Raw genomic sequence first — 22552 nt, 5'->3', positions numbered from 1 at the left:
AAAGTTGTTTTTAGTAGCTGCTGATTATAATACTGTACTACCTTTATGGTCTCTAGTTCATGTAATAAAAGTCGACTAATTTTCATAAAAAAAACCTAAAAACGGTGGAGGAGTTTTTTTGGCTCTGCTATGTTTTAAGCGACAACTCTATCTTGTAGAATTTGAATTCCATCAAGCGTAGTTCGGGCCGATAAAATCAGTACGGTCGATCGAATCCTCTTTTACCTACAATAAGGAAATTGCCATGATTAGTGCTGTTGCCCGACGCTCTGGTACCGCCTTGTACCCGCTGCACCCACTGCATGCGTTTTTTCTAGCTGGGATGGTGCCACTTTATATCGGAGTTATACTAAGCGATTACGCTTATTGGTCCAGCTATGTGCTGCAATGGAAGAACTTCGCCTCCTGGCTGCTGATAGGTGCACTTATATTCAATGGTTTGGCCTTGTTGGGCTCGGTTATATCGCTGGTCCGCAAGGATGAGCGAATGGGTAAACCACTGATTTATTTTCTGTTGCTATTGGCAACCTTTGTGCTGGGCGTCATTAACTCGTTCATTCATGCAAAGGACGCGTGGGCTAGCATGCCAAGCGGACTTATCCTATCCGTAATCACTGTCATCTTGGCTTGCGCTGCAACCTGGATTGGCCTCGCCAGCTGGCGTAGTAGAGGTGTACGATGAAACCAATTAATGTTTTATCAATTATCATAGTCGCTGCGCTGTTGAGCGCATGCAGCGAAAGCAAAATAGATGACTCGGCACAGCTTGGACCAGATCCAGAACTGCCTGAAGCGGAGCGCGGCTTATTACCAACCCTGAAAATCGCTGACCCTGCAGGCTGGGGGGATCGCAGGCCTATAGTGCCGTCAGGCTATAACATCACAGCCATTGCCACTGACCTGCAGATTCCACGGCAGACGCTGGTCTTGCCGAATGGTGACATTTTGGTGGCCGAGGGCCGGGGTGGTAATGCTGCAAAGCTGCGTCCTAAGGACGTTATTGCTGGTTATTTTAAATCTAAAGGCACCACCTCAGTCGAAAGCGGCGATCGTCTGACTCTGCTGCGCGATGGCGATAATGATGGCACTTACGAGACACGTAACGTCTTTGCCGAAAATTTGAATGCGCCTTATGGGCTGGCGTTAATCGGTGACCAACTATACGTTGCCAACCAAGATGCAGTAGTGCAGTTCGACTATCAGCCCGGTCAGACTGAGGCTAGCGGGCCACCGCGCCAACTTACCGCCCTGCCAAGCGAGGTCAATCACCACTGGACTAAAGCGATGACTGCCAGTCCGGATGGGCGCTTACTGTACGTTGGCATCGGCTCCAATAGCAATATTGCGGAGAATGGCCTCAATGTTGAGGAGAATCGCGCTATGATCTGGGAGATTGATGCTAAAAGCGGTGCGCACAGGCCTTATGCAACAGGTCTGCGCAATCCAACGGCAATGGATGTTCTACCCGGCACTAACCAGCTATGGGCGGTCATTAACGAGCGTGACGAGCTGGGTCCACGACTGGTACCCGATTATCTAACCTCAGTTCAGGATGGCGCGTTCTACGGCTGGCCCTACAGCTATTGGGGTCAGCATGTTGATTCGCGAGTCAAGCCACAGCAACCCGATATGGTAGCCGCTGCGGTTGCTCCGGACTATAGCCTTGGGTCGCATAAAGCGCCTTTGGGCTTGGCATTTTCAACGGCAACAATGGGCGGCAAGTTCACAGAAGGCGCATTCATTGGCGAGCATGGCAGCTGGAACCGTTCAGACCCAGCGGGTTACGATGTCGTGTTCGTGCCGTTTAGCAACGGCAAGCCAGCTGGCGATCCAGTTGACTTTGTCACCGGATTCCAGAGCGAAGATGGCAAGACCTTTGGTCGACCAGTAGGGGTAACTATTGATCCAAAAGGGGCACTCATTGTCGCTGACGACCTTTCTAATACTATTTGGCGGGTGACCCCAATTCAATGAGCCGCATTTAGAAAACCTCTTGCGCGGGTCTCTTTAACCCCTATAGGAAGCGGATTATTATCCGCACTTATCGCCATGAACGGCGGCACAATCCTCTCGAAAAAATGTATCAGAATTTTTGAGGTAGGCACGTTGACTTGAATAGTCAGGGCAGTTCAAGGAGCTAATTATTTAGCTATGAAAAACTTAAGTAGTCCGAACTGCGCTTTTTTTAATTTATAATAAGTTATTTCTGTATTTGTAGTCTAGCATGAGGCTGATCTACTTTAGCCTCCAAGGTATTTGAGATATAAAGTAGCTGTTAAATTTCACAAAAAATACTATTTTAGTTAGAAACCATTTTTCCTAACTTACCTCATCTTTACTGAATTTGTATATCAGTGCTAAGATAAAGCTCAAAACGTTATTCAACGTTTTATTTATTTGTCACTTATGTATGCAATGATGGACGCCTAACGCTCGTTGGGCGTCCATCATTGCATGCCAATCTGCTTTTATGTAAACAGGTAGTCCCGTTTATGGAAAAATTCGTAGCTATTATTATGGCATTGTTTGCCGCCCCTTTGCTTATTGGAGGGGTCTATTTACTCTCATTAGGTGGTAGTCCGTACTATGTGATTGCTGGTATTACCATGCTTGTCACCGCATTCTTACTTTTTAAAAGGCATTGGAGCGCATATGCGCTCTATACGGTTTTTATTATAGCGACCATGGCTTGGACCTTTTGGGAAGCTGGTTTTTATTGGTGGGCAATAGCGCCTCGGGCCGGCTTTCCGCTGATTTTTGGTTTATTGATGTTGTTGCCTTGGGTATCTAACAAGATGCAAAAGAATAACATCCGAGTATCGACAAATCCTACTAAACATCCTATTGATAACTCTACCTCACACTTATCCTCTGATGGGCTAGTCAAAACTCCGATCAAAGGACATAAAACCAAGGCAAGAAATCCTATTTATTACTGGGGGCTGCTGACCACTGTAGGCGCTAGTGCGCTGCTATCCTTTGGCAGTTTGGCAAACAATGCCACCGACAAACTGGGCGAACTAAATTTGACGGCTGGGGACGATACCAATACAGATACTAGTTTAGCTGGTACTTCTGCGAATCTGGGTGACCCTTTATCGGATGGCACACCAACGTTAGAGGGTGAATGGACAGCGTATGGCAACACTAACTATGGACAACGCTACTCTCCCCTTAACCAAATTAACACCAGTAATGTCGAGAATTTAGAATTGGCATGGCAAATTCAAACTGGGGATGTAAAAGGCCCTGATGATATTGGTGAGACTACCTATGAGGCCACTCCTATAAAGATTGGTAATGCCTTGTATCTGTGTACGCCGCATAATTGGGTATTAGCTTTGGATGCAGACTCTGGTGAAACGTTATGGAAGTTTGATCCCAAAGTAGGAAAAAACCTGCAACGTCAGCATCAAAGCTGCCGAGGGGTGTCCTATTATGCAGGTCAGGCAACTACTAACAATACGCTTGAAAATGCTCGTTCTAATATTCCAAACGTAGATAATGCTAATAATAATAGCAACGTTGTTAACCGTACTAATCAAGCAACAACCCGTGGGTTAACGGTTCAAAAAGTTGCTGGCAATACCTTTGAGAGTGCCTCAACTCAGTGTGATGCAAAAATATTTATTCCAACCTCTGATGCTAAATTATATGCACTGCATCCAGAAACTGGGCAGCGTTGTGAAGGATTTGGTGAGGATGGTGCGTTAGATTTAATGCACAATATGCCCTTTAAACAAGCGGGTTATTATTATTCGACGTCGCCTCCAATAGTGGCAGGCGGTATGGTTGTTGTGGCCGGAGCGGTCAATGACAACTACGATGTGAACTCTCCTTCTGGTGTCATACGGGCTTATGATGTCAATACTGGGCAGCTTATGTGGAATTGGGATTCAGGCGACCCTGATAACACCGCCCCTTTTGATGTCAATGATCCGACCCAAACCTATGAAACCAGCTCACCAAATTCATGGGCGGTCGCTAGCGTTGATGAAGACCTTGGTTTGGTGTATTTCCCTATGGGTAACCGTACCCCCGATCAGCTAGGGAGCTACCGTACCCCTGCTGAAGAAAAATATGCCTCTTCTGTTGTTGCATTAGACCTTAGCACGGGTGAAGCGCGCTGGGTGCAACAGTTTGTTCATCATGATCTATGGGATATGGATACTCCTGCTCAGCCAACGCTAGTTGATTTAGATACCGCTGATGGTGTGCAGCCCGGGCTTGTGATTCCTACCAAACAAGGGGATGTATACGTACTAAACCGAGAAACAGGGAAGCCGATTATTCCGATTAAGGAACGTCCTGCGCCTCAAGACTATCTGCTTCCAGACGAACATGCAGCGCCTACTCAACCTTACTCAGGTTTGAGTTTTGAGCCTGCACCACTCACTGAAAAAGACATGTGGGGAGCTAGCCTCATTGATCAGATGATGTGCCGTATTGAATTTAATCAACTCAACTATGATGGTCGTTATACGCCGCCATCGACCAAGGGAAGTATAATCTATCCTGGTAACTTCGGTACCTTTAACTGGGGCGGTATCGCCGTTGATCCTGAAAATGGGGTGATGTTTGGCATGCCAACCTACTTGGCATTTGTATCAACACTCATTCCTAAAGAGGATATTGATGAGACAGAAACCAACAAAGGCGAGCAAGGGGTTAATGCTAACAAAGGCGCAGATTACGCGGTAGAGATGGGACCCTTTTTATCGCCACTTGGCGTTCCGTGTCAGCAGCCGCCATGGGGCACAATAGCTGGTGCTGACCTAAGCACAGGTGAGATTGCCTATCAACGTAAAAATGGCACCGTACAAGACTTATCGCCTCTGCCATTGAAATTTGAGCTGGGTATTCCTGGTATTGGTGGACCTATCATTACCAAAGGTGGATTGGCATTCTTGGCAGCTGCTACTGAAGACAACTTCCGCGCGTATGATTTGAAAAATGGCGACGTGTTGTGGAATGTTCGTATCCCAGCAGGGGGTCAAGCCACGCCTATGACTTACTTGAATTCTAAAGGTGAACAGATGGTAGTGTTAGTAGCTGGTGGACATGGTTCAGTGGGCACTACTATTGGAGACTATGTGGTGGCTTACAAACTGGCTGACAAGGCCAAGTAACGTCATACCTTATCAAGTATTAATAAGGGATAGCGTTTAGATGTTTACCTAATTAAGCAATAACAAACCCTTATAAGCCAATGGCTGTAAGGGTTTTTGCTTTCCAATATATAATCATTAACTATAGTGGCAGGAGTTGTCAGCAAGAGCATGTAGTATTCCGCATGATTCAGCTGGTGCTTCTTTAGTACATTTTTGCCGCAAGTCTAATAGATGCTGCTTTAATTGTACTAACTCTTCCATACGCGTTTCTACGGCATCGATATGTTCATCCAATAGTCCATTGACCTTGCTACAATTTTTGTTTGGTGTATCCCAATACTGCAGCAGAATTCGTACTTCATCCAAAGTCATATTGAGCGTACGGCAATGTAAGATAAATTGCAGACGTTCAACATGCTTGTCACGATACAAACGATAATTGCCTTGGCTACGTGCAGGCTCTGGCAATAACTTCTCTTTTTCATAATAGCGAATCGTCTCTACAGTCGCTCCTGTGCGTTTGGCAAGCTCGCCGATTTTGATAAGCATTCTTATCTCCTTGAACAGCAATTGTCGTAGATAGCAACCTTAATCATTTAAACCTTAAAGTAACTATAAGGTCTGATAATAAAAAAATCAAACCAGTTGGCTATTAAAAGCCTTGACCCTAAAGCCACTACAGGGTTCATAATATCTTCAAAAAGAGGGTAAAATATTATGCAATATCATATTGAAGGTATGGACTGCGCCAGCTGCGTTAGCAAAATTGAAAAGGCACTAGTGCGTATGCCAGGCATCTCTAACGTTCAGCTAAACTTTGCCACCCAAAAGCTAGAGCTGACCTTAGCGCCTGATACAGCCACTGAGACTAGAGATATCGAAAGCACTATTAAGCGCCTTGGATTTGGTGTTTCAGATTTAGCCGATCAACAACATAATGGGAGCAGTGCTGGCAATCAGGCAGCTATAAATGATCAGCGTTGGTGGCAAAGTATAAAGGGCAGACAGGTCATTGGGATAGGTATCTTGATGAGCTTAGCATATGGATTGTCATTGATTTTTCCTGAATATGGCGCTTGGGCTTTTATTGCCGCTGTCATTATTGGCGTGCTACCATTCGCTCGTAAAGCTTTTGCACTGATGTCAACAGGCACGCCTTTTTCAATTGAAATGCTCATGTCTGTTGCTGCCATTGGCGCCCTTATCATAGGGGAAGCTGAAGAAGCGGCTGCCGTGGTCTTTTTATTCTCTGTCGGTGAGTTATTAGAGAGAGTCGCAGCTGATCGTGCCCGCGCTGGTATTAGAGCCTTATCGTCGCTAGTACCAAAGACTGCTATTTTGTTAGATGCCCAAGGACAGCAACATCAGGTGCCAGCAACTTCACTACAAGTAAATGATAAGGTGCTAGTGCGTCCAGGTGACAGGGTATCTGCGGATGGTACGATCATGGAGGGCGTATCAAGTCTGGATGAATCGCCTGTGACTGGGGAGTCCGTTCCTGTTGTTAAGAGCGTAGATGATGAGGTCTTTGCAGGCTCCATCAACGTCTATGGGGTGCTACAAGTACGCGTGGAAAAAATAGCTGCTGATAATACCATTGCGCGTATCATTGAGCTTGTAGAGCAAGCGCAAGCGTCCAAAGCACCCACAGCCCGTTTTATTGAAAAATTTAGTCGCTACTACACCCCAGCAGTGATGGCTATTGCCGCGTTAGTTATTATCGTTCCACCATTAGCGTTAGGAGGAGAATGGGCGACATGGCTATATCGTGGTTTGGCGCTATTACTGATTGCTTGTCCTTGTGCGTTAGTACTCTCGACACCAGCTGCTATCGCTTCTGGATTAGCGGTTGGCGCGCGTCGCGGACTGCTTATCAAAGGTGGTAATGTTATGGAATTGGTAGGTAAAGTGACTACCGTTGCTTTTGATAAAACCGGAACCTTGACCGAAGGCAAACCGCGGGTAACCGATGTTGTTGGCTTCACAAAAGAGTATACAGACGCTGAAGGTCAAGACAAATTATTGGCGCTGTTTGCAAGCGTAGATTCAATTTCTAGTCACCCCCTTGCCAAGGCTATTGTAGAGTGTGCTATAGCCGCTAAGGTGGCTATCTTTGACGCTACCAATGCTTCTGCTACTGCGGGCAAAGCGGTACATGCAACGGTCACAGGACGCTTTTTAACCATCGGTTCGCCAGTCTATATCACTGAGAGAACCACCTTGTCAGCTACGCAGCAAATGCAAATCGAAACGTTACAAAATGAAGGTAAGACGGTGTCAATTTTGTTTGATGAGCAAAAAGGTGAGACGCTTGGATTGGTAGCTCTGCGTGATGAGCTACGCGAGGATGCGCTGCAAGCTATTGCTCTGCTTAACAAAATGAATGTGCGCTCTGTGATGCTGACAGGGGATAATAGCCGTACGGCAAAGGCGCTTGCCAGTCAGTTAGATATAGAGTGGGAGGCTGAGCTGTTACCTGAAGACAAGCTACGTCTACTAAGCGCGATGCAGGAGAACACCAAAATAGCGATGATTGGTGATGGTATCAATGATGCACCAGCATTAGCAACGGCAGATGTGGGTATTGCGATGGGTAGTGGTACGGATGTGGCTATCGAAACGGCTGATATTGCCTTATTAAAAAGCTGTGTGATGGATGTCGCCAATCTTATTGCTTTATCGCGCGCTACAATGAGGAATATCCATCAAAATGTCGTATTTGCGCTAGGTTTAAAAGGCGTGTTTTTGATAACTACTATGTTTGGTATTACAGGACTTTGGATTGCCGTATTGGCTGACACTGGCGCTACTGTACTAGTCACGCTCAACGCTCTAAGATTACTACGTTTTAAAGGGACTAGCTGAGAAGATCAACGTTATACAAAGTCCTCGATTACCATTTAAGTTTAAAATTTCAGAATTAGAGTCCTTCATAAAGACATCGATACTTGCCTGCTCACAAATTGACTTGACGATAGAGAGTCCTAGACCTGTTCCCTGTATTTCTTGTGCGGTATTGCTGGCACTATCTGATCTTGAAGCGTTTATAGTATCGCTGAATTGATCGACTGCATTAGTCACTTTATTAAGCCGTATAAAGGGTTCAAAAGCTTTCTCATAATCACTAGGGTCAATGCCTGCACCTGAATCTATGATCTGTAACACTAATTTGTTATCTAGCGTCTTGGATAGATTACTTAATTTTCCAGATTGAATCACATGTGAGCCAAAATTATATTGAGTATCTAAAGCTAATTTATCTGACCTGTTTGAGTGTGGCTTGACTTGGTACAGTTTAACCACGACTTGACCACCAGCTGGCGTGTAAATAATGGCATTTTGAATCAGATTTTTGATGAGCAACAACAATGATGTCTCATCCATATTTACTTTACTATTAGACTGTATATCAACCGTTAGTTCGATGTTCTTATTATCAGCAATAGGAATGAGTAACCCTATGACTTGTTCGATAATAGATTTAACATTGGTTGCTGTTGTCTCGGTACCAAGCTCGGTATTGATATTACCAGCACGAGCGAGCGTTAATAATTGCTCAACCAAACTTTGATTACGTTTCAAGCGAATAGCGAGTTTATCAAGGCCTTCCGACATAACGGCATCGGTAGTAATACGCTGTAATCGCTGTAGCTGTAATGAGATAGCAGTGAGCGGCGAGCGCAGTTCATGGGCAGCATCAGCGATAAAGCGTTGCTGACGTTCAATACTGATTTTGACTATAGCCAATAATCTATTTAAAGATTCGGCTAGTGGCAGCAACTCAGAAGGCAGTTTTTCAATCTGTAAAGGACTTAGGTCATTCTCATTACGTGCGCTTATCTCATGATGCAGTTGGCGCACAGGTTTCATCATGCGCCACATGATAAAAGGCAGTAAAAGCAGTAATAATGCTATACCGATAATAAGCGGTAAAAAAGACTGTAAGGCACTGGCTTTGGCTAAATCGTCTTGTAGATCCGTTTGTTGGCGTAAGATTAGTGCTACTTCTTCATCAGTATCTAAAGACTCAATCTTGACATTACTTCTATAAGTTCGCCAAGAATGACCGTCAATATCTTGCTCGCTTATCCCTTGTGGAATGCTATTTACTAATGCTATCGGTATAGGTGCTGAGTAATCATGCTCATCATCGCTTTGATCGTTCTGATAATCTTGTACCCCATTATCGAGTGAGGCAGAGAGTATGACTATATCAACGGTGATAGCACCATCATCGTCATCGGTATCAAAGTGAATGTTGCTGCGGGCATGCTCTTCATTGTCTAAAGCAGCCGCATTACTATTTAAACCGCTAATATTGAGCGACTGCTCTAACAAAGCGGCAGTGTTTTTTAAATTATCATCCTGAAAGTCATTTATCTCGTTATAGCTGTACCAAAATCCGTAACCACCAGCCACTACTGCCAATAGCAATAATGACATAACAGACCAAAAGATCAGTTGGAACTGTAGTGAGTTAAAGAGCTTACGAAATTTAGGCATTACTGATATACCATCCAAGGCCACGGACATTTTTGATTCTATCTTGTCCGACCTTTTTGCGTAAACTATGAATCAAAAACTCAATGGCGTTACTCTCAACTTCACCGCCCCAGCTATATAACGAATCCTCAAGCTCACTTTTGGACATGATTTTTTCAGGTGACAACATAAAGGTAGTGATGAGCATGTACTCCTTTGCGGTTAAATCGATAGAGCTACCATCCATCATGACCCGTTTGTGCGCGGTATCTAGACTGAGATTACCAACCGTCACTTGATTGTCAGCCTTGCCTTGAGCTCGGCGAATAAGCACTCTCATGCGTGCAAAGACCTCTGCTAACTCAAAAGGCTTAACGACATAATCATCAGCCCCTGAGTCTAATCCTGCAATTCTGTCTTTTAATTGATCGCGTGCGGTGAGTATCAACACGGGTGTGTCAATCTTAGCATCACGAATAGCGGTCAACACGCCCATACCATCAACCTCTGGCAAGCCCAAATCTAATAAGATGATGTCGTAAGGTTGCACTCTTAATGTCAGTATGGCTTGACGACCGTCTTTGACCCAATCGACGGTATAAGCCTCATCTTGCAAGGCTTCACTCAGACTCTCGCCAATCATCAAGTCATCTTCGACTACCAATACGCGCATGGGATATCCTTATAGATATGGTTCAATGCTATTATTTTACTCCTCTTTGTCTAACTAGCTACTGATAACCTGACCTATCATGCTATCTATCATTAAAGCATCTATCTGTGTGCCTCTAGCAATTTCAATTTCGTAAAAACGGTTGTCAGCGGAGTCAATATGAGTCCATCATACAAAATAAGATATAGGAGAAGCTTAGCGCAGATTAAGCGTTTGATTAGAGGTTAAAACCCACTGGAAAAAAGACCCTATAATTTATAGGACAGAAGCTTCGGGTGAGTTAGTATTAATTATCAAGCTTTTATTTCACGACAGGTAAACTCATTCACTCGGATCAGCGCCTGGCGGAAAATCATGACGCAATTGTGTGACGTTAGCAGCTGTGACAGTATCGTTATAATTATTTAAATGACTATGCACATACTGCGTGACTGCCGCTATCTGCTGATCGTCCATCATGCTATGAAAAGAGGGCATACCGCGCAGCCCATTCATAACGACGCTAATAATATAGTACTTCGATTCCATCTTACTGTTATTAGCTAGCGGAGGATAGTAACCTGCACCCTTTGCGCCTTCGCCATTAGACATATGACAACCTGCACAAGAGTCGTTATATAATTTCTTGCCATCGCTACTAAAAAAGCCTGTTTTACCTTGCGTACTGCCTTCGAATTTGGCTAGCCATTTTTGCAGATTAGCATCATTGCTCATCTTCGTTATTGAGCTGAAGTCGACTATATTTATAGGCGGACGGGTTAGCTCTTCTTTGGACATGTAAACTGCGCCCCAAGCGCCGTTGTTGCGACTGGCCTGATTGTCAAAATTGCTGTCAAAGGCTACTGGCACCGTTTGTAAGCTGGCGATAGTTGGAGCATTATTCTTAGTATATTGGCTACAGCTGCTCAGTGCTCCGATAGTCAATAGACTAGCTATTAACGTCAAGTTATAGGTCTTCATTGAATCAAACAAGCTATGGTTTTTCATAGTAACTGGCCTTTAAGTAAATCATCATAAGCAGATATGTTGAGACGTATTAACCTAGTTTTTTTGCTTTTTGATGCAAGCGTTTAGCCGCGTCCATGCCTGATAATATAGCGCCTTCTTGCCAAGCAGGAATGTGCGAGCAATGCTCGCCTGCCAGTACGATACGGTGATCTATACTGCATAAAGTATCGTAATACTGCTCACGGCTTGATTCACTCCAAAGCCCGTAACAGCCAAGCGACCAAGGGATACGGTGCCAAGCAACCGAAGTGCCTGAACGAAACTCTTTAGGATATTGCGGATGAATACGCTTGCCGTACTCAAGCGCGGCACTAATGCGTTCTTTTGGCGTTAGCGAATTGAACTTATAGGACGCCTCGCCAAAGCCATAAGCGCCTAGTAACACCCCTGTTCCTGAGGTAAACAAATCTTGTGAAGGGTAGGAGATTTGCGTAATAGGTAAGTCAGTATAAGTGATGCCGCCATAGATCCATTCATCCTCTTCCCAAAAACGCCGTTTGAATTCAAGGCCAACCTTGTAAGAACTATCATAAGGCACTGCGGCCATCGCTTGCTTCATAGGCTCTGAGACATTGATATCAATTTGGGTTAAGACGGATAGTGGAATGGTACAGATACACCAGTCAGCGCGCACTGTTTTAGGCACGCTATCAGGATTAGTGCTATCAATATAATCAACAGTGACACCAGTCTCATCTTGATTGATTTTAGTGACTTTGGCATTAAAAGTAATCATATCGCGGCATTCGCGGGTAAAAGCATCACCAATCTTGCCCATACCGCCAACCGGCTGAAACATCGCGGGCTGATGCACATAGACGGTATAATTAGCATACAGATCGGCCCACATGCCTGAATTTAGTAGTTTATGCATCGGAATAGGTGTTGAGGGCTTAGCATTAGGCATCAGGCCGCCACCTGGATAAACGCTATAGCCACGATGTTTGCTAGTCTCATGACTTTTGACATAACGATAATTATTATCCAGTACGCCCCAACCTTTGAGCCCTTCTAATAACTTCTCTTTATCCTCTTGAGTGACGGTATCATCTAAGCTGCCTTTGTTAACGGCTTTAGATAACAGCTCAGACACGTAACCACGAATATCGCTTTGCACGTCACCTAAGCGCTGCGGTGCGCCATTGAAATGATTAGTACGATGCAGATAAGCGCGATCATTGGTTTGAATAAAAGGTTGCAGGGCGACATTGAATTTTTTGCAGTAATGAAACACCGCATAGTGATGCACAGGTAATCGCCAAGGTCCACCATTGAAGTAATTGCCTTTTTTGAAGTCGCAAGTGACTTCCTCACCGCCAAGCTCCGTATATTTGTCACCACTATTAAGCGTCCAACTGCGTCCGCCACCGCGGTTTTGGTATTCAAGCACCGTGACTTTGTAGCCCGCTTTACATAGCTCATAAGCCGCTGTCAAGCCGCCTAAACCGGCACCAAGAATGACGATACTAGCGTCAGCGGGAGCGCCTTTTAGATCCATCTCTTGCTGAAAGCTCGACTCGGAGGCGAAACCTAGTGTGTTCATTGCCTGATACATAGCGGTCGCGCCAGCGGTCTTGCCAATCATGGCGAGCAATTGACGCCGCGTAAAAGAGGGCAGTAGATCGTTCATTTAACTATCCTTGTCGTGCTTGGTTTTGATATTGAAAAAGAAAAATAGCAGGTTTACACAATCATAAGTTCAGCTCTTTTCTTTAATAATGCGTTTAACCTCGTCAGCAGTGACTTGGCTAGTTACCAGTCCACCGAGGTTCATACGCACATAGTTGGCGATACTAGCAATCTGGGCATTACTTAAATCCTCTTTAAAGCCTGGCATCTTCGGAGCCGTATTAAAAGCACCTTTGGCACCAAAAGCTATCACTCCGATTAGCGCATCAGGTTTGGCGCGGCGAATACTACTGAGACCGACGATAGAGGCATAACGCGCATCAGGCTGCGCATAGCCATCGACGCCATGGCAGCTAGCACAATTCGCTAGATATAAGGATTTTGGTGAGTCATTATCCTGTATTACGCGGTTTTGGCTACTAATAAAAGTAGAGATATTGGCTTTCGTTTGCGCTAGATAGGATTTTTGTTCCAGTAGATCATAAGTAATAGAGTCGCTAACAGGCGTGGGCAAGCGGGCGACATTGACAGGTATTAGGTAATCATCAGTCTTTATAGCAGGCACGACTTTTAGGTAGTTGGCTATCGCGCTTAAGTCTTCATCAGTAAGGTAACGCGTACTATGAGCGACGGCTTCGGCCATCGGACCACCCGCATAAGCGCGTTTATCAAGCTTGCCCATGCGCAAATAAGTGACGATATCAGCCTCACTCCAACGTCCAATTCCTGTCTCGTTGTCAGGAGTGATATTAGGCGCAAACCATTTACCAAGTGGCGCGCCAGAGAGGTAGCGATCTTTATCAAGCCCTTGGGTGAGGTTGCGCGGCGTATGACAAGTGCCGCAGTGCTCAAGATTATTGACTAGATATTCGCCGCGCTGCTGCACAGGAGTCAGACCTGTACGGTTCTCGGTTGAGGGTACATTGATGACATTCCAAGCGAGCATTAGCGTGCGAATATTCAAAGGAAATGGCAGATGAGTGGTTTTTTCAGGAGGAGCTTCTACTGGTGGCACGGTTTGTAGGTAAGCAAATAACGCGCTTATATCGGCGTCAGTCATACCGTGATAAGACGGATAGGGCATAGCAGGATAAATCTGATGACCAGGGGCACGGCCTTTACGCAGCGCTTTTTTTAGATCAGCTTCGGTATAGTTGCCGATGCCATACTTTTTAGAAGGCGTAATATTGGTTGAGTAAATATTGCCAATAGGGGTTTCTATAGGGCCACCGCCGCTGTAGTCCTCACGATGACAAGCCATACAATCTGCGGTTCGCGCTACATACGCGCCGCGATTGGCCAGATCACTATTAGAGGGGCTGACATTGGGTAGACTTATTCTAGGTGGCAAGTCAGTTTGCAAAACGCTGATATTGTCAGCATGAGTGGCGTTTATAGTAATAAAAAGGGCCGATGCCAATGCTAGCTTGGAAAGTGGTTTCATAATATCCTTATGATGCTAAGCAAATGATGCTCGTCAATCGTCCTTGATTATCTACACTGAACCAGTCGTTAGTAGTAGCTACTTTTCCATTGCTTCAATTTGAACTTTTAAATTATATTGCAACTGTCCTTTGACGTTGTAGAAGCCTCCAGTTGTCGCAGAAGTCTTAAAATGTTCGATAGTAAAGCGCACGCTAGTTTGACTGGGATTTATGACATAGCTAGTAGTATAACTAGCATCAATAACACTCATTATAAGTAATGATAGTAATAATTTCGCATACAAGTACGGTCTTTTTTGAATGCTAGATAAAACCTTCATAGCTACATCCTGTATGGGCTATTTCACTTCGCCTAGTCCAAAAAAGCAACCAGTAAGTAATTATTTATATACTATTTTTCGTGACTTTAGTAGATTTTTTTTAGTAAAAATACTGGCGTTTTTTCGATCAAAATTTTGCTATAAACTGTTTATCGCAATCTAAAGAATGTTAAGGCGATGAATTCGTTTTGGGAGCAAGCGTTTTATACGTGTTGGTATGATTAAAGGCTTTATTTTGAGCTTTATGCTTAGTTGTCCTTTTAAAAAATAAGCTGGCAAACGCGCACGCAATCGTTAATGACAGCAGCATCGATACTAAGGTATGACTAAAAAAATGATCACCAAACATCATTTTATATATGCCCATTGTCCAGCCTAATACGGTTACGATTTCAAATATTCGATAGCGATACTTATAAAGAGTAGGTAAAAATGCTAAGCCATACAAAGAAAATCCTGCGCTGGCATGAGCTGCTGGAAAACATTTTGCATCGGTTTTAGTAAGCATGCTTTGCCAAAGATTAAGATAAGGTAGATCCCCGCTAAATAGCGTTAGATGGTTAGGGCAACTTACATGAGTAACACCTTTTAATAGCGCAATAGTAGAAGGCACCACGATAAGAACAATAAGTAAATAACTTATCTCACGAACTGAAAACGGCACAATAAATCTATCGAGCTTGCTATTGTTAATGGTAGAAGTCGTATTTAAAGGTTGTCTGTATTTAACAACTAACATGCCTAATAAATAGATAGCCGATAAGATTAATAGCGCTTTGGGGCCATCATAAAAAATAAAAGCGTAAGGCTGAGCGCCTTTTTGTATAAGCCACTGACCATTATTATAGAAAAACTCACTGATACGAATATCAAATTGGCTATGCTCAAAGGTTAAAGCGGCAATGATCGTTAAGCAAAAAAGCTTAAGCCACATCCAGTTAGATGAGTTATCTTCTAAAATCATGAGCTTACCTTACTTAATGTATTAAATTGAGAAAAATCTAAGCACTCTTTAAAATAAAAGATTGGATAACGCCATCAGCCATAGAACGAAAAGTAGCAGCAGTGCCAAAAATTGCGCGGCAGAACCCACGTCCTTGGCTATTTTAGCGAGGGGATGATGATCCGTTGAAGTATGATCGACGCTCGCTTCAATTCCTGTATTAATAAGCTCCACAATGAGGGATAAGAACGAAGCAACCACAAGCACCATTTTGGCGCTGACGTTAAAAGGCATAAATATGATGACCATGAACAATAAGAGATTGAGCCAGATAACTTGTCTAAATGCTGCTTCAAACTTATAAGCCGCCTTAAAGCCATCTATAGAGTATCCTGTAGCTTTTACAATACGAGCTAGCCCTTTTTTACCTTTAGCCTCATTTGCAAAACTATCCGCTACAAAAGTATCATCAGATACAGGCTGATTTTTATAATCAAGATTTGTATGTTCGTGGCTCAGAGCAGTAGTCTTGGAATTATTCATATCGATAGCTTAGTATTTATTAAGATTAGAATAGCTGGCAGGTCTTAATGATATTACGGTGCATGTTAAGATCGCGTTAAGATGAATTTCATATAATAAAAAGCAATAGCGAATACCGAGTTTGATTAAGGTATTGGCTACTACTGACTATTGAAGTTACAGTGAAAATAAGAAAAAGTGCAATCACCGATATATTTATTGTTGTAATGATCCCAGTGTAGGAGGGCACTGGTTAGCACTTGGGTATCAGTATGTGCTTGGAGCTGTTAAGAAAGCGTTAAGATAAAAAATATTTATAAAATTATTTGGAAAGGGCAATATTAATATCAAAATTTAATATATACAAAAAAGCAATAGCCGACACCTTGTTTATCAAGGTATTGGCTACTGCATCCCATTAATGAAGAGTTAGTATTTAGCTTTGCTTACTTTTTAACCATCATCCTCCATGTCAACTTGGCTGCTTAGAACTTTGCCAGTATTGGCGTCTATACTCACGTCATATATCTGATTGTCTTTGACAACTTCGATATCGTACAAAGCTTGACCTTTTTCAAGCTCGAACTCAACACCGATGACTTTACCATTTACGCTTTGAGTGGCTTTTTGCATGGCACTAGTTAACGTAACTTTGGCCTGCTTCATAGCACTGTATTCAGCCATGTCCTCTTTATCTAGTTTTTCTTGCTCAGTCTTGAGAACTTTACCCGTATTGGCATCAATCTTGACTTCATAAGCTGTACCGTTTGATACAAATTCAACTTCATACTCGCCCGTTACAGCACCCTTGCCATTATCATCATCGTCGTCATAATCGAATTCTGCGCTGATCAGATCACCTTTAGCATTCTGTTTAGCTATATCGATTGCTTGCGTTAAGCTGATCTTACTTTGCATGGCGCTAACGGCTTCACTTGAACCAGTTACCGCTTTGGTATTGGCAGCAGGGGCAGCGATAGCGGTTGCACCTACGCCTGCAATAGTAAGGGCGATGATTGCTGATTTGGTTAGCGTTGATAAGTTTTTCATAAGAGTCATCCTTTGTATTAATTAATTTCTGACAAACCATTAGTGGTTTTGTCAGCTACCTCGTGGGTATAAATCTATAATACGAGAGACGACATAGAAGAAACTTAGCGGAAAATAAGAGTTTGCTTAGCGAGTAGATATAATAAATATTGCTTACTTATCTGAGTTAAATCACTATCTAAATAGTATTAGCTACACTCTAAAGGACATCTATCTGTTAACTTAATCATTGTTGTAGCGTATTTTGGAATAAAGAAGTCATCAAATATCAAATATTTAACCACTCTTATTTTTGGCTTGAATAGCAACCTTGCTAAGTTTTGATTAAAGGTGTGTCTATAGGAGGAAAAAGGATGTCAGACGAATTCTTAAAAAATACGACGCTTATCGCTTATTCACCTTCAACAGTATCAAAAGTACCTTGCGAAGATATCTTAATTTTGAACTTTGAGCCTCACGGCGACGAAGTTTTTTGGCTCAATACTTATGGATTGAGTGAATTAAATGAGATGAAACAAGTTGTCATCCAGAACCAGTTTGATGATTTTTTAATTAAATTACTGCAAGATGATGAACATGCCAATAAGGTTATCGAACTCGATAATGTCCTGTTTATCGCTCTAAAGGTATTAAAAACTGATGACAAAAATCTAGATAATGAACAACTGATTTTCGTTGTATCGTCAAATATGTTATGGAGTTTGCAAGAGAATCATAATAATCATTTTCAGTGGATTCGTGATCGCTTAAGTGAAGGCAAAGGACAAGTTCGAAGCAAAAAAGTAGATTATTTGCTTTTTCTGTTGATTGAGTCATTGATAGCAAACTATGAAGAGACGTTTGAGACCTTATTGAATGCTGACGGTGACTCGATAAAGGTGACCAATATTAATCCAACGCCTTATTTTACTAAAAAGGTTGAGGAGCAAAAACGTCGCATGTTGAACTTTAAGAAAGCGACGCTGAGCCTTCGTAATACGGTTGTAAAGCTTGAAACGATTAATATTATTCCTATAGATAGTAAGTATTTCACCGAACTTAAAGAGCAAGCCAACAATTTGATTGATGAAATTGATTTTGAGTTGTTTGAGCTTGATAGTAAAACCAATCTGATTTTCTCAATTCAGGGCCATCGTTTGAATGAAATCATGCGTACCTTGACTTTGGTGTCAGTCATATTTATACCATTAACATTTTTGGTAGGCGTTTACGGCATGAATTTTGACTATATGCCTGAGTTAAAATGGAAGGAGGGTTACTTTGCCTTGTGGGGTGTGATGGCAACATTGACTGTGGCCATCGTTGTGTATTTTAAAAGTAAGAAATGGTTTTAAACTGTACTGCTAACTTGTAATGCCTTAGTCTTTTAAAGACTGTTTCTTAGTAGAACTTATTTATAATAAATACTAAAGGTACTACCGCCTGAAACATTGGCTTGATGGGTTAGCTTCCAGCCCATATGCGTCATGATGCGCTGAACAATACTAAGACCCAAGCCCGTGCCTTCAACCTTAGTGCTTGTAGAGTATTCTGACAAAGAATCATTTGCTAAGGGCGTATCATTATTCTGCTGTTGCAGGCGCTCGAACCTTTCATAGAGTAGAGGCATCATTGCTTCAGGAATACCCAAGCCAGTATCGGTAACGGTGATTTTTTCATCGTCAATCATAATAACTACCTCACCCTCATCCGTGTATTGAAAGGCATTTTTTATTAAGTTGCCTAGTGCCATTTTTAGCAGTTCAGGCCGTACATAGGCGAAATACTCTTGTTCAGCGGCTACAATATAAGTCACCGTTTTATAACGCAGCAAATATTTCAAGCGCTCCACTTCATTGTTAGCAATGCTATTGATAGAGGTTTGCGGAGCGTCCAGTTTTTCAGGAGCACGCGAGAGTAGTAATAACGCGCTGATAATCTCAGAGGTTTCTTTGGCAGTAGTACTAATACGATTAGTAAACTCGCTCAAACGGCTATCGCCTTCTAACTGGGAAGCCAGTACTTCTGATGCACCCATGATAATCGTCAAAGGCGTGCGCAGCTCGTGGCTAACATCTCCAGTAAATAGCTGCTCACGTTTGAGATACTGCTCCAGCTTATGATTCTTCTCATCAATAGCGCGTGCTAATACGCCAACCTCGGAGGGTAAATGGGTCAATTCAGTTAAATTTTGATGATCGGTTTCTACTGCTTTTTTTAAGTCTAATAAAGGTTTAGTAATTTGCCTAGAGGATAGCTGAGAAAATATTGCGGCAATTAGTAAGCTTAAAATAACGGCAACTCTTAAGGCATTGGCAAAGATATCTTCTAGGTGCTCAAAGATGGCAAGGACAGGGTAGTTCCCCATTACCATCTCAGTGTCTTCTAAATAGGTTAAAACATAGCGTTGTTTATTTTGCTGATAGATGAAGAAATGTAGATTAGTTCTAACATCGCCATCTTTGGTGGGCACGGTTACGGGCATCTCTTGCACTGTCTCGGTTGCCAAAGCTTTTAAATTATCAGGTGCATGATTATAGCGATAAATTTTTATGCCCGGATCTGCAGTGTAGACAGGCTGATCGCCATCCTTTTCTTGACTAAGCTCTAGCTGTTGCAGTAAGCGAGCTTTGACCAACTCTTGCTCCATCCTTGTCTCAGCGTACATAAAAATACTGACGAAAGCAGCGCAAAGTAATATGGCAAATAAAAAATATGACAGTCGAAATTTATTAGCGATAGAGTCGAGGCTGAACATGGCATTTACTTCATAGTATAAGGTAGTAGAAAGAGGGTAGGAGGTATAACTAGGACGACTCTTAATCAGATTGAGTCTGTAAATCGTACTAAGATATTTTATACTTTATCGGGATCAATAATCTGATAACCCACTCCAGGCATGGTCATTATCATAGGTTTGGCAAATGGCTTATCGACTTGTACGCGCACACTATGCATATGAGTCCGTAGCGCATCGCTACTTGGAATATCCTCACCCCATACCTTTTCCTCAAGCTCACTTTTACTGACGACTCGTGGCGACGCATTCATTAATGTTTCTAAAATTTTAAACCCTGTTGGTGTCAGTTTTAGCGGTTGATTTTCGCGTGTAATAGTATGCTCATTAGCATTTAAGGATAATGGTCCGACAGCTAAGCTGTGCTCAAAATGCTCATCTTGGTGTCGACGGATAAGCGCTTTAATCCGTGATTCTAATTCAATGAGTGAGAAGGGTTTGACCAGATAATCATCAGCGCCACTATCGAAGCCTGCGACTTTATCCAAAATCGTATCACGAGCCGTCAGCATCAATACGGGGGTTTTATTATGTAGCTCTTCTCTCAGTTTTTTACATAGCTTGGTGCCGTCCATACCAGGTAGCATTACATCTAATAAAATAACGTCATAGCGATTATTCGCGGCTAGCGTCAAGCCGCTAATGCCATTATGAGCGTTGTCCAGCTCAAAACCTTTTGGTTCAAAAAAGGCATAAATATTGGCGACAATATCGGGATTGTCTTCGATGATGAGTATCTTGTACATAGTGGTCTCGTGCATAAATGCTAGCAGGGCTTAGATTTAAATCTTAATGAACAGACTTAAAAAAGGTTGGCGCTCCTTTTACTTCCTTAGTAGTAATACCGAAAAAGTTAAGTAAAGTTGGCGTAATAAAGTCATGTGATACGGGCTGATTTATCATGTTGACAAGGCTGCTTTTATTTACACTATTAGCATCAATATTGTTGCTAGTCGGTGACCAAATGATGACAGGCACCTGCTTTTGCGCATCAGGTGCGATAGCGTAGGGCATGCCATGCAAGTAAATATTATTCTCGCCTAAACTTTCGCCATGATCGCTAATATATACCATTACGACATCATAGTCCTGCTCATACTTTTTGAGCGTATTAATCACGTTATTTAAGAAATAATCTGTATAACGAATGGCATTGTCATAAGCATTGATGACGGACTGATCGTCACATTTGGACAGCTCATTCGTCATGCATACGGGCTTATATTCCTCAAATGCTTTGGGATAACGCTTAAAGTAAGCAGGACCATGATTACCCATTTGATGCAATAAAATAAGCGTATCTTTGGCAGGTGTATCTGACTTAACTAAAGCATCAAAACCATCAAGCATACCGATATCACGACACTCCTCATCACAATTTGGGTTAACATCAGCTGTCTTGTAATCCTCAAAGGTCACCCTATCAGCAACCCCTTTAGAGCTCGAATTATTATCACGCCAAATCACATTCACGCCTCGTTTATTCAATGTGTCTAATACGTTTTCATTATAGTCTGCCGTATTATTGTCATAACTCTCTCGATTGGAGTAGCTAAACATACAGGGAACGGAGTAAGCAGTAGAGGTGCCGCAAGAGGTGGCGTTTTTAAAGCTATAGATATCTGGCTGGCTAACAAGTAAAGGCGTAGTGTCGCGCTTGTAGCCATTAAGAGCGATATGATCGGCGCGAACCGTTTCACCAACGACAAATACCATAAGTTTAGGCTTTGCTTCACTAGTCCCAGCAGTAGGAGTTATACGTTTGGCGTCTGTCGCATGCAATATCAAAGTATCAGGACGACGGAGCTCCTCAACGTAATCGGTACCTAATTTGATGACAGAGTAGATAGGGGTAATAGGGTTTGCGTAACTGCGGACTATTTTGTGCTGACGAAAAAAGGTCGCGTATTGATCCCCAAAGGGTAGTAGGCAGACAGCTATTAAGGCGATAGATGAGGTTAAGGTTAACGCTTTTTGCCATAGCGCTCGACGTAAAGGTACTTTTTTTATGCGGATTTTAGCAATAATAACTGCGGGTATAACACCTAGCAGGAACACTCGTATAAAGAAGCTTAGCGACATCAGCCCCATCGCTTCACCTTGATCGGTTTGCATACTATTAATCAGCATATTAGTATCAAATATAGTGCCATAAGCGTCTGTAAAATAACTACATATGGCCGCTATCATAACCATAGCAATTAAAACTGGTTTGGCAATAGGGCGATAGCACAACAATTGGATGAGTAGCCACATCAAGCCGAACAATAAGCCTGTGATAGAAATTATGAAGCCAATATTAGTGCTAAAGGAATAAATGCTGAGCACTTGCGCAAAGAAACCAAAATTTGCAGTAGCGACTAAATAAAGCGCAACAATAATAATTGAAAAGTTAAGATTAATTTCATGATTAAAAATGCTGTTTAAATAGCTTTTTTTGGTAGGAGCTTTGGTGATTTTAGTGCTAAGTGCTTGAGAGGTTGACATAAAGGAGCTTCTCAACAGGATAGTAAGTAGTTTGATTCCTTACGATAACAAGTGTCCTGTTAAGAAGACGTTAAGATAATATATCCCCTTTTTTGTGGCTAGCTAC

Annotated in this window: 18 protein-coding genes; 5 read left to right on the top strand and 13 right to left on the bottom strand. The window is 42.6% G+C overall.

All coding sequences use genetic code 11. From position 1 onward, the window contains the following. Positions 1-244: 244 nt before the first annotated feature. The 3 genes from ACR63N_RS08280 to ACR63N_RS08270 all read left to right on the top strand — a co-directional run bounded on the left by ACR63N_RS08280 (position 245) and on the right by ACR63N_RS08270 (position 5129). Complete coding sequence (locus tag ACR63N_RS08280; RefSeq protein WP_367106900.1) at positions 245-682, top strand: DUF2231 domain-containing protein; 438 nt, start codon at positions 245-247, stop codon at positions 680-682. After that, positions 679-1974 carry a PQQ-dependent sugar dehydrogenase gene (locus ACR63N_RS08275; protein ID WP_472781835.1) on the top strand — a complete coding sequence of 432 codons (1296 nt, stop codon included), beginning with the start codon at positions 679-681 and terminating at the stop codon, positions 1972-1974. Before ACR63N_RS08280 ends, ACR63N_RS08275 begins: the two co-directional genes overlap by 4 nt. A 518-nt stretch (positions 1975-2492) precedes the next feature. Continuing rightward, positions 2493-5129 carry a membrane-bound PQQ-dependent dehydrogenase, glucose/quinate/shikimate family gene (locus ACR63N_RS08270; protein ID WP_472781834.1) on the top strand — a complete coding sequence of 879 codons (2637 nt, stop codon included), beginning with the start codon at positions 2493-2495 and terminating at the stop codon, positions 5127-5129. 117 nt (positions 5130-5246) lie between these two features. Here the strand turns inward: ACR63N_RS08270 and cadR are convergent, their stop codons facing one another. Continuing rightward, the gene (gene cadR, locus ACR63N_RS08265) at positions 5247-5660 is read right to left on the bottom strand and encodes a Cd(II)/Pb(II)-responsive transcriptional regulator (protein ID WP_367104318.1); all 414 of its coding nucleotides are present in this window, start codon (positions 5658-5660) and stop codon (positions 5247-5249) included. A 168-nt stretch (positions 5661-5828) separates the two neighbouring features. Here cadR and ACR63N_RS08260 point away from each other — a divergent pair, with 168 nt between their 5' ends. Further along, complete coding sequence (locus ACR63N_RS08260; protein WP_472781833.1) at positions 5829-7976, top strand: heavy metal translocating P-type ATPase; 2148 nt, start codon at positions 5829-5831, stop codon at positions 7974-7976. On the opposite strand, the gene ACR63N_RS08255 is transcribed toward ACR63N_RS08260, so the two are convergent. From ACR63N_RS08255 to ACR63N_RS08215, 9 genes are all read right to left on the bottom strand, one after another. Further along, entirely contained in the window at positions 7953-9554 is a 1602-nt protein-coding gene (locus ACR63N_RS08255) for a sensor histidine kinase (RefSeq protein ID WP_472781832.1), read from the bottom strand. The two genes, ACR63N_RS08260 and ACR63N_RS08255, sit on opposite strands and share 24 nt — an antisense overlap. A gap of 52 nt (positions 9555-9606) precedes the next feature. After that, on the bottom strand, positions 9607-10266 hold the full coding sequence (locus tag ACR63N_RS08250; RefSeq protein WP_472781831.1) for a response regulator: 660 nt from the start codon (positions 10264-10266) through the stop codon (positions 9607-9609). Between the two features lie 321 nt (positions 10267-10587). Next, a complete protein-coding gene (locus tag ACR63N_RS08245; RefSeq protein ID WP_472781830.1) occupies positions 10588-11253 on the bottom strand; it encodes a c-type cytochrome in 666 nt (221 codons plus the stop codon). Positions 11254-11302: 49 nt separating this feature from the next. Then, positions 11303-12904: a flavin monoamine oxidase family protein gene (locus tag ACR63N_RS08240; RefSeq protein WP_367106907.1), complete on the bottom strand. Its 1602-nt coding sequence runs from the start codon at positions 12902-12904 to the stop codon at positions 11303-11305. Positions 12905-12973: 69 nt separating this feature from the next. Beyond that, a complete protein-coding gene (locus tag ACR63N_RS08235; protein ID WP_367106908.1) occupies positions 12974-14347 on the bottom strand; it encodes a c-type cytochrome in 1374 nt (457 codons plus the stop codon). 78 nt (positions 14348-14425) lie between these two features. Then, positions 14426-14668, bottom strand: a complete 243-nt coding sequence (locus tag ACR63N_RS08230) for a YceI family protein (RefSeq protein WP_367106909.1) — start codon at positions 14666-14668, stop codon at positions 14426-14428. 169 nt (positions 14669-14837) lie between these two features. Continuing rightward, positions 14838-15632: a PAP2 family lipid A phosphatase gene (locus ACR63N_RS08225; RefSeq protein ID WP_367106910.1), complete on the bottom strand. Its 795-nt coding sequence runs from the start codon at positions 15630-15632 to the stop codon at positions 14838-14840. 48 nt (positions 15633-15680) lie between these two features. Next, a complete protein-coding gene (locus tag ACR63N_RS08220) occupies positions 15681-16154 on the bottom strand; it encodes a diacylglycerol kinase (RefSeq protein ID WP_367106911.1) in 474 nt (157 codons plus the stop codon). A gap of 432 nt (positions 16155-16586) precedes the next feature. Next, positions 16587-17183 carry a PepSY domain-containing protein gene (locus ACR63N_RS08215; RefSeq protein WP_367106912.1) on the bottom strand — a complete coding sequence of 199 codons (597 nt, stop codon included), beginning with the start codon at positions 17181-17183 and terminating at the stop codon, positions 16587-16589. Positions 17184-17536: 353 nt separating this feature from the next. Between ACR63N_RS08215 and ACR63N_RS08210 the strand changes: the two genes are divergently transcribed. After that, on the top strand, positions 17537-18517 hold the full coding sequence (locus ACR63N_RS08210) for a CorA family divalent cation transporter (RefSeq protein WP_472781829.1): 981 nt from the start codon (positions 17537-17539) through the stop codon (positions 18515-18517). A gap of 56 nt (positions 18518-18573) precedes the next feature. On the opposite strand, the gene ACR63N_RS08205 is transcribed toward ACR63N_RS08210, so the two are convergent. The 3 genes from ACR63N_RS08205 to ACR63N_RS08195 form a co-directional block, all read right to left on the bottom strand. Next, positions 18574-19920, bottom strand: a complete 1347-nt coding sequence (locus ACR63N_RS08205) for a sensor histidine kinase (protein ID WP_472781828.1) — start codon at positions 19918-19920, stop codon at positions 18574-18576. A 98-nt stretch (positions 19921-20018) separates the two neighbouring features. Further along, positions 20019-20705, bottom strand: a complete 687-nt coding sequence (locus tag ACR63N_RS08200; RefSeq protein ID WP_367110122.1) for a response regulator transcription factor — start codon at positions 20703-20705, stop codon at positions 20019-20021. Between the two features lie 43 nt (positions 20706-20748). Then, a complete protein-coding gene (locus ACR63N_RS08195) occupies positions 20749-22446 on the bottom strand; it encodes a phosphoethanolamine transferase (protein ID WP_472781827.1) in 1698 nt (565 codons plus the stop codon). Positions 22447-22552: the final 106 nt, after the last annotated feature.

It is taken from the genome of Psychrobacter sp. M4 (assembly GCF_055699795.1).
Note: the sequence above shows the minus strand (reverse complement) of the source record. Positions and strands in the feature narration are given on the sequence as shown.

What these genes read in the sequence shown, in the direction of transcription:
- ACR63N_RS08280 (WP_367106900.1), top strand. Translation starts at nt 245, where the DNA reads ATGATTAGTGCTGTTGCCCGACGCTCTGGTACCGCCTTGTACCCGCTG.
- ACR63N_RS08275 (WP_472781835.1), top strand. Translation starts at nt 679, where the DNA reads ATGAAACCAATTAATGTTTTATCAATTATCATAGTCGCTGCGCTGTTG.
- ACR63N_RS08270 (WP_472781834.1), top strand. Translation starts at nt 2,493, where the DNA reads ATGGAAAAATTCGTAGCTATTATTATGGCATTGTTTGCCGCCCCTTTG.
- cadR (WP_367104318.1), bottom strand. Translation starts at nt 5,660, where the DNA reads ATGCTTATCAAAATCGGCGAGCTTGCCAAACGCACAGGAGCGACTGTA.
- ACR63N_RS08260 (WP_472781833.1), top strand. Translation starts at nt 5,829, where the DNA reads ATGCAATATCATATTGAAGGTATGGACTGCGCCAGCTGCGTTAGCAAA.
- ACR63N_RS08255 (WP_472781832.1), bottom strand. Translation starts at nt 9,554, where the DNA reads ATGTCATTATTGCTATTGGCAGTAGTGGCTGGTGGTTACGGATTTTGG.
- ACR63N_RS08250 (WP_472781831.1), bottom strand. Translation starts at nt 10,266, where the DNA reads ATGCGCGTATTGGTAGTCGAAGATGACTTGATGATTGGCGAGAGTCTG.
- ACR63N_RS08245 (WP_472781830.1), bottom strand. Translation starts at nt 11,253, where the DNA reads ATGAAAAACCATAGCTTGTTTGATTCAATGAAGACCTATAACTTGACG.
- ACR63N_RS08240 (WP_367106907.1), bottom strand. Translation starts at nt 12,904, where the DNA reads ATGAACGATCTACTGCCCTCTTTTACGCGGCGTCAATTGCTCGCCATG.
- ACR63N_RS08235 (WP_367106908.1), bottom strand. Translation starts at nt 14,347, where the DNA reads ATGAAACCACTTTCCAAGCTAGCATTGGCATCGGCCCTTTTTATTACT.
- ACR63N_RS08230 (WP_367106909.1), bottom strand. Translation starts at nt 14,668, where the DNA reads ATGAAGGTTTTATCTAGCATTCAAAAAAGACCGTACTTGTATGCGAAA.
- ACR63N_RS08225 (WP_367106910.1), bottom strand. Translation starts at nt 15,632, where the DNA reads ATGATTTTAGAAGATAACTCATCTAACTGGATGTGGCTTAAGCTTTTT.
- ACR63N_RS08220 (WP_367106911.1), bottom strand. Translation starts at nt 16,154, where the DNA reads ATGAATAATTCCAAGACTACTGCTCTGAGCCACGAACATACAAATCTT.
- ACR63N_RS08215 (WP_367106912.1), bottom strand. Translation starts at nt 17,183, where the DNA reads ATGAAAAACTTATCAACGCTAACCAAATCAGCAATCATCGCCCTTACT.
- ACR63N_RS08210 (WP_472781829.1), top strand. Translation starts at nt 17,537, where the DNA reads ATGTCAGACGAATTCTTAAAAAATACGACGCTTATCGCTTATTCACCT.
- ACR63N_RS08205 (WP_472781828.1), bottom strand. Translation starts at nt 19,920, where the DNA reads ATGTTCAGCCTCGACTCTATCGCTAATAAATTTCGACTGTCATATTTT.
- ACR63N_RS08200 (WP_367110122.1), bottom strand. Translation starts at nt 20,705, where the DNA reads ATGTACAAGATACTCATCATCGAAGACAATCCCGATATTGTCGCCAAT.
- ACR63N_RS08195 (WP_472781827.1), bottom strand. Translation starts at nt 22,446, where the DNA reads ATGTCAACCTCTCAAGCACTTAGCACTAAAATCACCAAAGCTCCTACC.